The organism is Mesorhizobium sp. M0060 (assembly GCF_040323155.1).
GTDB lineage: Bacteria > Pseudomonadota > Alphaproteobacteria > Rhizobiales > Rhizobiaceae > Mesorhizobium.
Genome location: NZ_JAMYUP010000016.1, coordinates 21,035 through 34,794 on the forward strand (window position 1 = coordinate 21,035; position 13,760 = coordinate 34,794).

The 13,760-nt window shown below is 63.2% G+C and carries 12 protein-coding genes and 1 pseudogene; 12 read left to right on the forward strand and 1 reads right to left on the reverse strand.

The window, feature by feature from the left end; all coding sequences use genetic code 11:
• Nucleotides 1-21: 21 nt before the first annotated feature.
• The 6 genes and pseudogenes from NKJ94_RS17280 to trmB all read left to right on the forward strand — a co-directional run bounded on the left by NKJ94_RS17280 (nucleotide 22) and on the right by trmB (nucleotide 6,158).
• The gene (locus NKJ94_RS17280; protein ID WP_352526825.1) at nucleotides 22-1,095 is read left to right on the forward strand and encodes a hemolysin family protein; all 1,074 of its coding nucleotides are present in this window, start codon (nucleotides 22-24) and stop codon (nucleotides 1,093-1,095) included.
• Nucleotides 1,096-1,112: 17 nt separating this feature from the next.
• A pseudogene (locus tag NKJ94_RS17285) lies at nucleotides 1,113-1,581 on the forward strand (VOC family protein).
• A gap of 93 nt (nucleotides 1,582-1,674) precedes the next feature.
• Nucleotides 1,675-3,267 carry an apolipoprotein N-acyltransferase gene (lnt, locus tag NKJ94_RS17290; RefSeq protein ID WP_352526690.1) on the forward strand — a complete coding sequence of 531 codons (1,593 nt, stop codon included), beginning with the start codon at nucleotides 1,675-1,677 and terminating at the stop codon, nucleotides 3,265-3,267.
• A gap of 138 nt (nucleotides 3,268-3,405) precedes the next feature.
• Nucleotides 3,406-3,825, forward strand: coding sequence for a helix-turn-helix domain-containing protein (locus NKJ94_RS17295; RefSeq protein WP_352526692.1), 420 nt, complete (start codon nucleotides 3,406-3,408; stop codon nucleotides 3,823-3,825).
• Nucleotides 3,826-4,155: 330 nt separating this feature from the next.
• A complete protein-coding gene (metK, locus tag NKJ94_RS17300; protein WP_352526694.1) occupies nucleotides 4,156-5,445 on the forward strand; it encodes a methionine adenosyltransferase in 1,290 nt (429 codons plus the stop codon).
• A gap of 11 nt (nucleotides 5,446-5,456) precedes the next feature.
• Entirely contained in the window at nucleotides 5,457-6,158 is a 702-nt protein-coding gene (trmB, locus tag NKJ94_RS17305; protein ID WP_352526696.1) for a tRNA (guanine(46)-N(7))-methyltransferase TrmB, read from the forward strand.
• Nucleotides 6,159-6,218: 60 nt separating this feature from the next.
• Here trmB and NKJ94_RS17310 read toward each other — a convergent pair whose 3' ends face one another.
• On the reverse strand, nucleotides 6,219-6,461 hold the full coding sequence (locus NKJ94_RS17310) for a hypothetical protein (RefSeq protein ID WP_352526830.1): 243 nt from the start codon (nucleotides 6,459-6,461) through the stop codon (nucleotides 6,219-6,221).
• Between the two features lie 206 nt (nucleotides 6,462-6,667).
• Between NKJ94_RS17310 and rimP the strand changes: the two genes are divergently transcribed.
• The 6 genes from rimP (at nucleotide 6,668) to truB (ending at nucleotide 13,717) form a co-directional block, all read left to right on the forward strand.
• Complete coding sequence (rimP, locus tag NKJ94_RS17315; protein ID WP_352526698.1) at nucleotides 6,668-7,312, forward strand: ribosome maturation factor RimP; 645 nt, start codon at nucleotides 6,668-6,670, stop codon at nucleotides 7,310-7,312.
• Nucleotides 7,313-7,359: 47 nt separating this feature from the next.
• The gene (gene nusA, locus NKJ94_RS17320) at nucleotides 7,360-8,955 is read left to right on the forward strand and encodes a transcription termination factor NusA (RefSeq protein ID WP_023676901.1); all 1,596 of its coding nucleotides are present in this window, start codon (nucleotides 7,360-7,362) and stop codon (nucleotides 8,953-8,955) included.
• 38 nt (nucleotides 8,956-8,993) lie between these two features.
• Nucleotides 8,994-9,644, forward strand: a complete 651-nt coding sequence (locus NKJ94_RS17325; protein WP_352526700.1) for an RNA-binding protein — start codon at nucleotides 8,994-8,996, stop codon at nucleotides 9,642-9,644.
• Nucleotides 9,641-12,208, forward strand: a complete 2,568-nt coding sequence (gene infB, locus NKJ94_RS17330) for a translation initiation factor IF-2 (RefSeq protein ID WP_352526702.1) — start codon at nucleotides 9,641-9,643, stop codon at nucleotides 12,206-12,208. Before NKJ94_RS17325 ends, infB begins: the two co-directional genes overlap by 4 nt.
• Nucleotides 12,209-12,332: 124 nt before the next feature.
• Nucleotides 12,333-12,758: a 30S ribosome-binding factor RbfA gene (gene rbfA / locus NKJ94_RS17335; protein ID WP_352526703.1), complete on the forward strand. Its 426-nt coding sequence runs from the start codon at nucleotides 12,333-12,335 to the stop codon at nucleotides 12,756-12,758.
• The gene (gene truB / locus NKJ94_RS17340) at nucleotides 12,758-13,717 is read left to right on the forward strand and encodes a tRNA pseudouridine(55) synthase TruB (RefSeq protein ID WP_352526704.1); all 960 of its coding nucleotides are present in this window, start codon (nucleotides 12,758-12,760) and stop codon (nucleotides 13,715-13,717) included. Before rbfA ends, truB begins: the two co-directional genes overlap by 1 nt.
• The last annotated feature ends 43 nt before the right edge of the window (nucleotides 13,718-13,760 follow it).

Below are 13,760 nucleotides of genomic sequence, written 5' to 3' on the forward strand. Positions count from 1 at the left end.
AGACCAATTGACCGGACGATGATGAACGACAAACCAGAGACTGCCGCCCGCTCCGACGCCGGCAGTGCGACCAAGCCTTCCGAAACGACGGAAGAGGGCTCGAGTCCGAGTACCACGACCGGCAGCTTCGCCAGCGAGGCATCGCCTGCCGGTCCTTCCCTGTTCGATCGCGTGCTCGGGCTTTTCAGGCATCGGAACGGCACCAGCCTGCGCGAGGAGATTGCCGGCGCGCTTGCCGAAACGGCGAGCGATGCTGAATCCTTCTCGCCCGGCGAACGCGCCATGCTCAACAACATCCTGCGTCTGCGCGAAGTGCGCGTCGAGGACGTCATGGTGCCGCGCGCCGACATCGAGGCGGTCGAGATCACGACGAAGCTCGGCGATCTTCTGGGGCTGTTCGAGCAGTCCGGCCATTCCCGCATGCCGGTCTATTCGGAGACGCTCGACGACCCGCGCGGCATGGTCCATATCCGCGACGTGCTGGCGCACATCACCAAGGTCGCCCGCGTCAGAAAGGGCAGGACGACCAGGAAACCCCCGGTCGCGACTGTTCTCGATCTCGCCCAGGTCGATCTGGCGCGCACCATCGGCGATCTCAATCTGATCCGACCGGTGCTGTTCGTGCCGCCGTCGATGCTCGCCTCCGACCTGATGGGGCGGATGCAGACGACGCGCACCCAGATGGCTTTGGTCATCGACGAATATGGCGGCACTGACGGTCTCGTCTCGCTCGAGGACATCGTCGAGATGGTGGTCGGCGACATCGAGGACGAGCATGATGAGGACGAGCCGATGATCACCCAGGCCGGCGAAGGCGTCTTCGTCGTCGACGGCAAGGCCGAGATCGACGATGTCGCCAAGATGATCGGCGAGGATTTCACCGCCGGCGAGCACGGCGAATATGTCGACACGATCGGCGGCATGATCTTCAACACGCTTGGCCGGGTGCCGGCGCGCGGCGAAGTGGTTCAGGCCATACCCGGTTTCGAGTTCCACGTGCTCGACGCCGATCCGCGCCGCGTCAAGCGCGTGCGCATCGTCGAGACCCTGAAGGGCGAGCGCCGCCGCCGCGCCGTCCGCACCGAGCAGGCTTGAAAGACGCGGCTCGCCCGATGCCGGTTGAGGACCCGTTCAAGCACTCGACCTTGGGCTCCGGCGTATTCTACCAGGATCCGTGGGCCGCATTGACATGGCTTGAAAAGGCCTTCGGCTTCGAGCCGAGCATGGTGGTCAGCGATGCTGATGGGACGCTTGTCCATTCCGAGATGCGGTTCGGCGACGGCTATATCATCATCGATTCCGAATGGGCCAACCACATCGCCAGCGGCTTCGGTTGGAGGCAGGAACACCCAATCCGTCTATGTACGCCTGAAAGACGGGATAGATTCCCATTGTGATCGTGCAAAGGCGGCGGGAGCCGAGATCATCGAGCAGCCTGCCGACCAGTTCTATGGTGAACGGCTGTACAGGGCGCGCGATCCTGAAGGCCATGTCTGGACTTTCGCGCAGACGATAGGCTCCATTCCGCGCGAAGAGGCTGAGCGGCTGAGCGGACTGACGATCGAAGGCTGGCATCGATAGCTATGAGCGGACTTGGTCGCGCCTATCCGGTTTGGAGCCGAGACCGCGGCCTGATAAATCTTGCTTCCTGATTCGCACGACTCGGAAGCATAGATGGAGCGCCAGGCCGGCCGGATAATTCTGCTTTGGGGCTGGCGGCGCGCGCTGGTGGCGTTTCTTGCCGGGGCGCTGGCGGTTCTTGCCCAGGCGCCTTACGATTTCTTCGCCGTCTGTTTCGTTTCGTTCCCGCTGCTGGTCTGGCTCCTCGACGGCGCGACCGGCGAAGCCTCGGACGGTTTTCTGCGACGCTTGCTGCCGGCTTTCGCTACCGGCTGGTGGTTCGGATTCGGCTATTTTCTTGCCGGTCTCTGGTGGGTCGGCTCGGCGCTGCTGGTCGAGGCCGACAGCTTCGCCTGGGCCTTGCCGTTCGCAGTGGTCGGCATCCCCCTCGCGCTCGCCTTCTTCTATGGCTTCGCCGCCGTGGTTGCCCGGCTGTTGTGGAGCAACGACATCGGCCGCATCGCGGCACTTGCCTTCGGCTTTGCCCTGGCGGAATGGCTGCGCGGCTTCCTGTTCACCGGCTTTCCGTGGAATGCCGTCGGCTATGCGGCGATGCCGGTGCCTTTGCTGATGCAGAGCGTATCGGTGACCGGCATGATCGGCATGAATGCGCTTGCGGTCTTCGTCTTTGCGCTGCCGGCCCTGCTTGCGGCGCGCCGGCATCTTCGCCTCGGCGCTGCATTGCTTGTCGTTCTCGCCGCCGCCCATGCCGGCTTCGGCTATATCAGGCTTGCCGCCCCCGAAAAGCCGGCCGCCCGCAGCCTCGACGTCCGTATCGTGCAGCCTGCCGTCGACCTCACCGAGAAATGGGATGCCTCGGTGCGCGACCGCATCTTCGCCACCCTGATGGGGCTTTCGGCCAAGGCGCCGGAACCCGGCCATGACAGGCCGCAATTGATCCTGTGGCCGGAGACCTCCGTGCCGTTTCTGTTCACCGAACGTCCGGATGCCCTGCCTGCCATCGGAGAGATGCTTGGCGATGGCCAGATGCTGGTCGCCGGAGTCGTTCGCGAGGAAGGCGGCTCGGCGGCAAATACCGGCAGCCGTTACTACAACTCGGTCGTGGCGATCGACGAAAGGGGCGAAATCGTCGATGCCGTCGACAAGGTTCATCTGGTACCCTTTGGCGAATATCTACCTTTCGCCGATCTGCTCGGCCGCTTCGGGCTTGAGCAGCTTGTTGCCGGCCCGATGACCTTCGCGGCCGGCAATGAGCGGCACCCGATCGCGCTGCCCGGCGGCATCCGGGCGCTGCCGTTTATTTGCTATGAGGTCATCTTTCCCGATCTGGTCGCGGTTGACGCAACGTCAGCCGAGCTTATTGTGAACGTCACCAATGACGCCTGGTTCGGCGACACGCCGGGGCCGTACCAGCACTTCAGGCAGGCGCAGATCCGGGCGGTGGAGAATGGGGTGCCCCTGTTGCGCGCGGCTAATAACGGCATTTCGGCCGTTGTCGACCCGCGCGGTCGCATCGTCGACGCGCTGGCAATCGATGCACGCGGCGCCATCGACGTGCGTGTGCCGATCTCCAGCCAAGCCATCGTTTCCTCCGGCCAACGACGCATTAACGGAATGCTGATCATGTTTCTGCTTGCCGTTGCGGCATGCATTTTGAACGTAAGGCAAAGGCTACGGGCGAATTGACAGCCGACACATTAGAAACTCATACTGTAAGCGCCTGAAAAATTATCGAAGTCGATAGGTCGTTCTGTTGGGGCACGGGCCGCCGGTTTCGTTTGGGCAGCAAAATAGAAAAAGCCGGAAAAATTCGGCGAGGAAAAAATGACAGAAGAAAACAAGAAAAAGCCGAATCCGATCGACATCCACGTCGGAAGCCGCATCCGGCTTCGCCGCAATATGCTGGGAATGAGCCAGGAAAAACTGGGCGAAAACCTCGGCATAACGTTCCAGCAGATCCAAAAGTACGAAAAAGGCACCAATCGCGTCGGCGCCAGCCGTTTGCAGGCAATCGCCTCGATACTCGGCGTGCCCGTCGCCTTCTTTTTCGAGGATGCGCCCGGTCAGGAGGCCGTGGGCAACCGTGGATTTGCCGAGGATGCGTCGATGACCTCCGCCGTCGAATTCTGCGGCAGCCCGGAAGGCCTCCAGCTGAACCGCGCCTTCGTCAAGATCGCCGACGTGAAAGTGCGCCGCAAGATCATCGAGCTTGTGAAGTCGCTCTCCATCGACGAAGCCGACTGACTGGCCAGTGAAGAAGTCAAAGAGGACGAGGTCGTCGTAGCGGGGCATGCAATTTCTCGTGGCTGGGTGCACCGTGGGATGTGCATTCCGCCGATGCGCCGAAGCGCGGATCGATTTTGCTCGACATGCTTCCTCGAAACCGTTCTCTTCAGTCTGTTGGTGCAAGAGATAATGGTAGTGCGCCCTGCCGCCGTCTTCGGGATGCAAAGATAATAACGTCAAAATTCATGCCAGAACGGCTGCACGGCTTGACGAGCGGCGCCCGGCACCGTTAACAACTGGCGCGCCAAAATCGGCGGCCTGCCGATATTTTTTCAAGAGGGGACACCCGTGACGCGGCACAATTATTTCTTCACCTCGGAATCCGTTGCCGAGGGCCATCCCGACAAGGTCTGCGATCGTATCTCCGACGAGATTGTCGATCTCGTCTACCGCGAGGCCAGAAAGACCGGCATGGACCCATGGAAAGTCCGCGTCGCCTGCGAGACGCTCGCGACGACCAATCGCGTTGTCATCGCTGGTGAAGTGCGCGTCCCCGAGACGCTGCTCAAGAAGGACAAGGAGGGCCACATCCTGAAGGATGCGGCCGGCCATCCGCTTGTCAACCCGGCCAAGTTCAAGTCGGTTGCCCGCAAGGCAATCCGCGAAATCGGCTACGAGCAGGCTGGCTTCCACTGGAAGACGGCCAAGATCGAGGTCCTGCTGCACGGCCAATCGCCGGATATCGGCCAAGGCGTCGACAACGCCTCCGACCGGCAAGGCGAGGAAGGGGCCGGCGACCAAGGCATCATGTTCGGCTATGCCTGCCGCGAGACGCCGGATCTGATGCCGGCGCCGATCTACTACAGCCACAAGATCCTCGAACTGCTGGCCGCCGCGCGCCATGAAGGCAGCGGTGATGCCGGCAGGCTCGGGCCGGATGCCAAGAGCCAGGTTACGGTCCGCTATGTCGACGGCAAGGCGGCGGAAGTGACGCAGATCGTGCTGTCGACCCAGCATCTCGATGCGACGTGGGATTCGAAGAAGGTGCGCGAAGTCGTCGAGCCCTATATCCGCGAGGCGCTGGGCGACCTGAAGATCGCCGACAATTGCAACTGGTATATCAATCCGACCGGCAAGTTCGTCATTGGCGGACCCGACGGCGACGCCGGCCTGACCGGCCGCAAGATCATCGTTGACACCTATGGTGGGGCTGCGCCTCATGGCGGCGGCGCCTTTTCCGGCAAGGACACTACCAAGGTTGACCGCTCGGCGGCCTATGCGGCGCGCTATCTCGCCAAGAACGTGGTCGCCGCGAAGCTCGCCGATCGCTGCACCATCCAGCTTTCCTATGCGATTGGCGTCGCGCAGCCGCTGTCGATCTACGTCGACCTGCACGGCACCGGCAAGGTCGACGAGGCAAAGCTGGAGCGTGCACTGCGCACCGTGATGGACCTGTCGCCGTCCGGCATCCGCCGCCAGCTCGATCTCAACAAGCCGATCTATGCCAAGACGTCGTCCTATGGCCATTTCGGCCGCAAGGCCGGCCGCGACGGATCCTTTTCCTGGGAGAAGACCGATCTCGCCAAGGCGCTCAAGGACGCTCTCGCCGAACCGGTCGCCGAAGCGGTCGCCGCCTAACCGCGGCGCCTATGGATCCGAAGGACCGGCCAAGCCGTGCGACCGAGGCATTTTTCGGTCGCCGGCGCGGCAAGACCATTCGACCGCAGCAGGCGGCGGCTCTGGAGAGCGGCTTCGCTGCCTACAGGCTCGATCTGACGGTTGAACCGCCGGCCGATCTGCGCAGCCTTTTCGAAGCAGAAGTTTCCGCTGTCCTGCTCGAAATCGGTTTTGGCGGCGGCGAACATCTTCTGCACCGTGCCACGGCCAGCCAGGCGACCGGCTTTATCGGCGTCGAACCCTTCGTCAACGGCATGGCCAAGATGATGATGGCGGTCCGGGAGCGTCCGCTTGCCAATCTGTGCGTCTATGACGACGACGCCACGCGCCTGCTGGACTGGCTGCCGCAGGCTTCGCTTGACGGCATCGACCTTCTCTACCCGGATCCGTGGCCGAAGAAGAAGCACTGGAAGCGGCGCTTCGTCAGCCCGGTCAATCTCGACCGCTTCGCGCGCGTCCTGAAGCACGGCGGAAAATTCCACTTTGCGTCCGACATCGACAGCTATGTGAACTGGACGCTGCTGCATTGCCGGGCGCATGGCGCCTTCGCGTGGCAGGCAAACGAAGCTGCCGACTGGCATCGGTCCTATGATGGCTGGCCAGGGACGCGCTATGAGGCCAAGGCCATTCGCGAAGGCCGACGGCCTGCCTATCTCACCTTCGTGCGGAAATAAGCAGGACGTCCGGAACTGAGCAAAGGCGGATGGGCCGAAGGCTCTCGGTGCTCACCTGGCTCAGAAGCGGCGGATTTTGTCGAAGGCTGCCGGCTCCATGCCGAGATTGCGCAAATCGTGCGCATGCGGCTTGCAACCGTTTTCCACAGCCCGCGACACGGCTACGGCGCTGCCGAACACGCTAAAGAAGTCGCCTATGGCTGAGAAAAATCCACGGTTGGTCATGATCGGTACCCTTTCGAGCGCAGTGAGCGCTCCAACTGTGCAATGCAACATAGATAGTCGTGCGTCGCCGGTGCTCAAAGGGGGATCACTGCATGGCCGCCATGCATTTGGCACAGCGCTGCGGACTCCCAGCCCTGCCCAGATGCACGACGGGCTTGAAACGACGGCCATGATCGTCTATATCAGCTTCAAATTCTTGGTCGGTATGACGAAGAGTGGGTCCACCCGGTCCCGCTCTTTTTTATTACCTGCCGGCCAAACAGGAATCGAGCGACAGGCACCGAATGACAGTGACGGCAAGCGAAGGCGACGACCGCATCATCCGCGAAAGCGGTATCGATGCGCGCATCGCGCTGATCGTCCAGCCGGTACTGCGTGCCATCGGCTTCCGCTTGGTACGTGTGCATTTGTCGGGCCAGAACGGGCTCACGCTGCAGATCATGGCCGAACGCGAGGACGGCACAATGACCGTCGAGGATTGCGAAGAGGTCAGCCGGGCGGTATCGCCGGCGCTCGATGTCGATGATCCGATCGAGAAGGCATATCATCTCGAAGTGTCGTCGCCGGGCATAGACAGGCCGCTGGTCCGCAAATCGGATTTTGTAGCCTGGACCGGCCATCTGGTGAAGATGGAAACGTCGGTTCTCGTCGCCGACCGCAAGCGCTTCAAGGGCAAGATCGCCGAAAGCGACGCGGACGGTGTGCTGATCGAGCGCGACAAGGCCGCTTACGGCGAGGAGCCGACGGTGCGCGTGCCCTACGATGCGATCGCCGACGCGCGGCTGGTCCTGACCGACGATCTTATCCGCGATGCGCTGTCGAAGGACAACCGGGCGCGCAAGGAAGCCAGGAAACGCCGCGGCGAACCCGAAGAGGCGCCAGAGGGTGCGGAAGTGGGCGCGGAAGACGAAACCGAACAGGAAATGTGATTGGGCTGCCGGCCGTAAAGGTCGGCAACAAGCTCGGGAGAAAAAAGATGGTTGTAAGCGCCAACAGGCTTGAACTGCTGCAGATCGCCGATGCGGTCGCGCGTGAAAAGTCGATCGACAAGTCGATCGTCATCGCCGCCATGGCCGATGCGATCCAGAAGGCCGCGCGCTCGCGCTACGGCCAGGAAACCAACATCCGCGCCGACATCAACGCCAACACCGGCGAGATGAAGCTGCAGCGGCTGATGGAAGTGGTCGAGAAGGTCGACGATTACGCGACGCAGATTGCCATTTCCTCGGCGCGCGAGCGCAATCCGGACGCCCAGCTCGGCGATTTCATCGCCGAACAGCTGCCGCCGATGGATTTCGGCCGCATCGCCGCACAGTCGGCCAAGCAGGTCATCGTGCAGAAGGTGCGCGAGGCCGAGCGCGACCGGCAATATGACGAATACAAGGACCGTATCGGCGAGATCGTCAACGGCACCGTCAAGCGCGTCGAATACGGCAACGTCATCGTCGATCTTGGCCGCGGCGAGGCGATCATCCGCCGCGACGAGCTGATCCCGCGCGAAAACTACAAATATGGCGATCGCGTCCGCGCCTATGTCTATGACGTGCGCCGCGAACAGCGCGGCCCGCAGATCTTCCTGTCGCGCACCCATCCGCAGTTCATGGCGAAGCTGTTCACCATGGAAGTGCCGGAAATCTACGACGGCATCATCGAGATCAAGTCGGTCGCCCGCGATCCGGGTTCGCGCGCCAAGATCGCCGTCATCTCGCGTGACAGCTCCATCGATCCGGTCGGCGCCTGCGTCGGTATGCGCGGCAGCCGCGTCCAGGCGGTCGTCGGCGAATTGCAGGGCGAGAAGATCGACATCATCCCGTGGTCGCCCTCGGCGGCGTCCTTCATCGTCAATGCATTGCAGCCGGCGGAAGTCGCCAAGGTCGTGCTCGATGAGGATGCCGAACGTATCGAGGTCGTCGTCCCCGACGATCAGCTGTCGCTGGCCATCGGCCGCCGCGGCCAGAACGTCCGTCTTGCCTCGCAGCTCACCGGCTGGGACATCGACATCCTGACCGAGCAGGAAGAGAGCGAACGCCGCCAGAAGGAATTCGTCGAACGGTCGTCGCTGTTCATGGAAGCCCTCGACGTCGACGAGATGGTCGGCCAGGTGCTCGCTTCCGAAGGCTTCACCAGCGTCGAGGAGGTCGCCTACGTCGATTCCGGTGAAATCGCGTCGATCGACGGCTTCGACGAGGACACGGCTTCGGAGATCCAGACCCGCGCCCGCGAATATCTGGAGAAGATCGAAGCCGAGCACGACGAGAAGCGCAAGGCACTCGGCGTCAAGGACGAGTTGCGCGAGATTCCCGGCATCACCACCGCCATGATGGTGACGCTCGGCGAGGACGGCGTGAAGACGATCGAGGATTTCGCTGGCTACGCCGCCGACGACCTGACCGGCTGGAAGGAACGCAAGGACGGCGAGACGAAGGTATTCCCAGGTGTGCTCGCCAATCATGGCGTGTCGCGCGCCGATGCCGAGCAGATGGTCCTGGCCGCCCGCCTGAAGGCTGGCTGGATCACAGAAGACGAGCTTGCCGCCGAGGGCGTGCCGGCTGACGAAACCGTCGGTGCGTGAGGTGAAACCGCATCGCACCGAACCCGCCCTTGGACGAGATGAACGATCGCACCTGCATCGTCACCCGCAGGCAAGCCGAACCGGATGAGCTGATCCGTTTCGTCGTCGGCCCGGATTCGGCCGTCGTTCCGGACATCAAGAGAAACCTGCCCGGCCGCGGTTGCTGGGTGACCGCCGACCGCCTACATATAGACAAGGCAGCGGCGAAAAACCTGTTTGCCCGTGCCTTTAAGGCGCAGGTGACCGTGCCAGCCGATCTTGGCGGTATGGTCGACGCGCTGCTTTCCAGGTCCGCTCTGGGCATGCTTGGCCTAGCCCGCAAGGCGGGCGCTATAGCGCTCGGAGCGACCAAGGTCGAGAGCGCCGTGCGCGGCGGACTTGCACTTTTCGTGCTCCACGCGACCGAGGCTTCCGACGATGGCGTCCGCAAGATAAGCCAGGCGCGACGGGCAACCGTCCACCTCGGCGGGCCTGCGATCCGCGCTTACAAACTTTTCTCCGAGGCCGAGTTGAGCTTGGCATTGGGGGGTACAAATGTGATACATGCTGCCGTTCTCGCGGAAGACGCGGGCAGGGCGGTCCAGAAGCGCATGGTTGCGCTCGACCGATATCGGGGCGGTTCCCCGGACGATCTGGCAATGCTTGCGGCCGTTGCTGACGAAGATGATGCCGCAGAGGATATGGAATGAGCGATACGAAATCGGGCGACGACAAGACGCTGAGTGTTACGCCGAAGAAGACCTTGACGCTGAAGCGCCCCGGTATGGAACAGGGCACGGTGCGCCAGAACTTCTCGCACGGCCGCACCAAGTCGGTGGTCGTCGAGACCAAGAAGCGCAAATTCTCGCTGCCCGGCGACAAGCCGGAGCCGGCGGCAGCGCCTGTGTCCGTCTTCACGCCGAAGCCGGTCGCGGCAGCGCCTGCCGTGCAGGAGGCCCCCAAGGCGCCGCCGCCTCCGCCGCCGGTCGAACGCGGCGGCATGGTGCTGAACGAGCTGTCGCGCCAGGAAATGGAAGCACGCCGCCGGGCTCTCGAGGGCTCGAAGGTGCGCGACGTCGAGGATCGCCAGCGCGCCATCGAGGAGGCCAAGCGCCGCAGCGAGGACGAGGAGCGCCGCCGCCGCGAGCGCGAAGAATCGGCGCGCCGTCAGGCCGAGGAAGAGGCACGGCTGCAGGCCGAGGCCGAATCCCGCCGCCGTGCTGAGGAAGAGGCGCGCCGCCGTGCGCCGCTGGCCGCCGAACTGGCGACAGTCGATGACGAGGAAGACGTCAAGCCGAAGCGGACCGGTGCCGGTGCGCCGGTGCGCCGTCTGGTCACGCCCGAAGTGGCGCGTCCGGCCAAGCCGACCAAGGGCGAGGAAGATCGCCGCCGCGGCAAGCTGACGCTGAATTCGGCGCTTTCCGATGAGGATGCGCGCGCCCGCTCGCTGTCGTCGATGCGCCGCCGTCAGGAGAAATTCAAGCGCGCGTTGCACAACGAACCACGCGAGAAAGTCATGCGTGAAGTGATCTTGCCGGAGACCATCACCATCCAGGAGCTGGCGCAGCGCATGTCCGAGCGCGCTGTCGACGTGGTCAAGTTCTTCATGAAGCAGGGCCAGATCCTGAAGCCTGGCGACGTCATCGACGCCGACACGGCCGAACTGGTCGCGACCGAATTTGGCCATACGGTCCGTCGCGTCGCAGAGTCCGACATCGAAGAGGGCTTGTTCAATATCGCCGATCGTCCCGAGGATCTCCAGCCGCGTCCGCCGGTGGTAACGATCATGGGCCATGTCGATCACGGCAAGACCTCGCTGCTCGACGCTATCCGCAATGCCAATGTGGTGTCCGGCGAAGCCGGCGGCATTACCCAGCATATCGGCGCCTATCAGGTCGAGAAGAACGGTAACAAGGTCACCTTCATCGACACGCCCGGCCACGCCGCCTTCACCGCGATGCGTGCCCGCGGCGCCCAGGCCACCGATATCGCGATCCTCGTGGTGGCGGCCGACGACAGCGTGATGCCGCAGACGATCGAATCGATCAACCACGCCAAGGCGGCCGGCGTTCCGATCATCGTTGCGATCAACAAGATCGACAAGCATGACGCTGACCCGCAGAAAGTGCGTTCGGAATTGCTGCGTCATGAGGTGTTCGTTGAATCCATGGGCGGCGAGGTGCTGGACGTCGAAGTGTCGGCGACCAAGGGCATCAACCTCGACAAGCTGCTCGAAGCGATCCTGCTGCAGGCCGAAATCCTCGACCTGAAGGCCAATCCGGAGCGCACCGCCGAAGGCGTTGTCATCGAGGCCCAACTCGATAAGGGCCGCGGCCCTGTCGCCACCGTGCTGGTGCAAACCGGCACGTTGATGCCGGGCGATATTCTCGTCGCGGGCAACGAGTGGGGCCGGGTGCGCGCGCTGGTCAACGACCGCGGCGAGCAGGTCAAGGAGGCGCCGCCGGCAATGCCGGTGGAGGTGCTCGGCCTGCAAGGTACGCCGCAGGCCGGCGACCGCTTCGCCGTGGTCAACAACGAGGCCCGAGCCCGTGAGATCACCGAATACCGCCAGCGCCTGGCACGCGAGAAAGCGGTGGCCAGGCATGCCGGCCAGCGCGGTTCGCTCGAACAGATGATGTCGCAATTGCAGACAAGCGGATTGAAGGAATTCCCGCTGGTCATCAAGGGCGATGTGCAGGGTTCGATCGAGGCGATCAACGCGGCGCTCGACAATCTCGGCACCGACGAGGTGCGCGCCCGCATCGTCCATGCGGGAGCCGGCGGTATCACCGAAAGCGACGTGTCGCTGGCGGAAACCTCGGGGGCTGCGATCATCGGCTTCAACGTTCGCGCGAATGTGCAGGCCCGTGCCGCCGCGGCTGCGGCAGGCATCGAGATCCGCTACTACTCCATCATCTACAATCTCGTCGATGACGTGAAGGCGGCGCTCTCCGGCCTGCTCTCGCCGGAGCGTCGCGAGACCTTCATCGGCAATGCCGAGATCCTCGAGATCTTCGACATCACCAAGATCGGCAAGATCGCCGGCTGCCGTGTCACCGAAGGCAAGGTCGAGCGTGGTGCGGGCGTCCGCCTGATCCGCGACAACGTCGTCATCCACGAAGGCACGCTGAAAACCCTGAAGCGCTTCAAGGACGAAGTTTCGGAAGTTCCGGCCGGCCAGGAATGCGGTATGGCCTTCCAGAACTACGAGGACATGCGCGCCGGGGACGTCATTGAGTGCTTCCGCGTCGAGATGGTGACCAGGACGCTCTGAGTTCGGGCATCCTGAGTTCGAGCATCTATTGAGACCGGGCGGTGGTCGAAAGGCCGCCGCCCAAACCATATGAGACATGCGGCGCGGTCCCATCCCGCGCTTCACGATTTCAGGACCGAGGAAAATGCCCCGTTCAACCCCTTCAGGCCCATCCCAACGCATGCTGCGCGTCGGCGAGCAGGTGCGCCATGCGCTATCCGAGACCTTGCAGCGCGGCGAGATTCTCGATCCGCTGATCGAGAACACAGTGGTCTCGGTCTCGGAAGTGCGCATGTCGCCCGATCTGAAGATCGCTACCGCCTTCGTTTCGCCGCTTGGCGCCAAGGATACCGGTGCGGTGGTCGAGGCGCTCAACAAGCATGCGAAGTTCGTCCGCGGCCGCGTTTCCGGCGCGCTGCGGCAAATGAAGTACATGCCGGAATTCCGCTTCCGGCTCGATACCAGCTACGACAATTTCCAGAAGATCAACGAATTGCTGCATTCGCCCGAAGTGGCGCGCGATCTCGGCGCCGACGACAAAGACAAAGACGACATGAAGGACAGCGAATAGTGGCGCGTCGCGGCAAGAAGAAGGGCCGGCCGATCTCAGGCTGGCTGGTGCTGGACAAGCCGGTCGGCATGGGTTCGACCGAAGCCGTCTCCAAGATCAAGTGGCTGTTCCAGGCGGAAAAGGCCGGTCATGCCGGCACGCTCGACCCTCTGGCGTCCGGCATGCTGCCGATCGCGCTCGGCGAAGCGACCAAGACCGTGCCTTACGTCCAGGACGGCGCCAAGGTCTACCGCTTCACGGTCGCCTGGGGCGAGGAGCGTTCGACCGACGACCTCGAAGGCCCGGCGACCAAAAGCTCCGACCGCCGTCCGGCGGAATCCGATGTGCTGGCGCTGCTTTCGAAATATACCGGCGTCATCATGCAGACGCCGCCGCAATTCTCGGCGATCAAGATCGCCGGCGAGCGCGCCTACGACCTTGCCCGCGAGGGCGAGACGGTCGACATTCCGGCACGCGAGGTCGAGATCGGCCGGCTCGACCTGATCGGACACATGGCTGATCGCACCATCTTCGAGGTCGAATGCGGCAAGGGCACCTATGTCCGCTCGCTGGCGCGCGACATGGGCCGCGACCTCGGCTGCTTCGGCCATATCGCCGAGCTGCGAAGGGTCGAGGTCGAGCCGTTTACGCAAGAAGATTTCGTCACCCTGGCCGAACTGGAAGCCGTCCGCTTCGGCGAACAGGGCGAGGAGAGTTCGCAAGCAGCGGATGCGCCGATCGACTTCGACGCCATCGATGCGTTTCTGGTCGACACCGCCGCAGCGCTCGAATGCTTACCGCAGGTTGCGATCAGCGACGATGCGGCAACCAAAATCCGCCTCGGCAATCCGGTCATCATTCGCGGCCGTGACGCGCCGGTAGAAGCTGAGGAGGCCTGCGCCACGGCGCGCGGCAAGCTGGTCGCCATCGGCGCCATCGAGCAAGGCATGTTCAAGCCAAAGCGGGTCTTTGTCGGGTAACAGCTCTCGCCCGGCGCATGATCTCCAAACCGGATTCTATTTT

What these genes read in the sequence shown, in the direction of transcription:
- trmB (WP_352526696.1), top strand. Translation starts at nt 5,457, where the DNA reads ATGGATCCGAAGGACCGGCCAAGCCGTGCGACCGAGGCATTTTTCGGT.
- NKJ94_RS17280 (WP_352526825.1), top strand. Translation starts at nt 22, where the DNA reads ATGAACGACAAACCAGAGACTGCCGCCCGCTCCGACGCCGGCAGTGCG.
- NKJ94_RS17295 (WP_352526692.1), top strand. Translation starts at nt 3,406, where the DNA reads ATGACAGAAGAAAACAAGAAAAAGCCGAATCCGATCGACATCCACGTC.
- infB (WP_352526702.1), top strand. Translation starts at nt 9,641, where the DNA reads ATGAGCGATACGAAATCGGGCGACGACAAGACGCTGAGTGTTACGCCG.
- rbfA (WP_352526703.1), top strand. Translation starts at nt 12,333, where the DNA reads ATGCCCCGTTCAACCCCTTCAGGCCCATCCCAACGCATGCTGCGCGTC.
- nusA (WP_023676901.1), top strand. Translation starts at nt 7,360, where the DNA reads ATGGTTGTAAGCGCCAACAGGCTTGAACTGCTGCAGATCGCCGATGCG.
- rimP (WP_352526698.1), top strand. Translation starts at nt 6,668, where the DNA reads ATGACAGTGACGGCAAGCGAAGGCGACGACCGCATCATCCGCGAAAGC.
- NKJ94_RS17325 (WP_352526700.1), top strand. Translation starts at nt 8,994, where the DNA reads ATGAACGATCGCACCTGCATCGTCACCCGCAGGCAAGCCGAACCGGAT.
- lnt (WP_352526690.1), top strand. Translation starts at nt 1,675, where the DNA reads ATGGAGCGCCAGGCCGGCCGGATAATTCTGCTTTGGGGCTGGCGGCGC.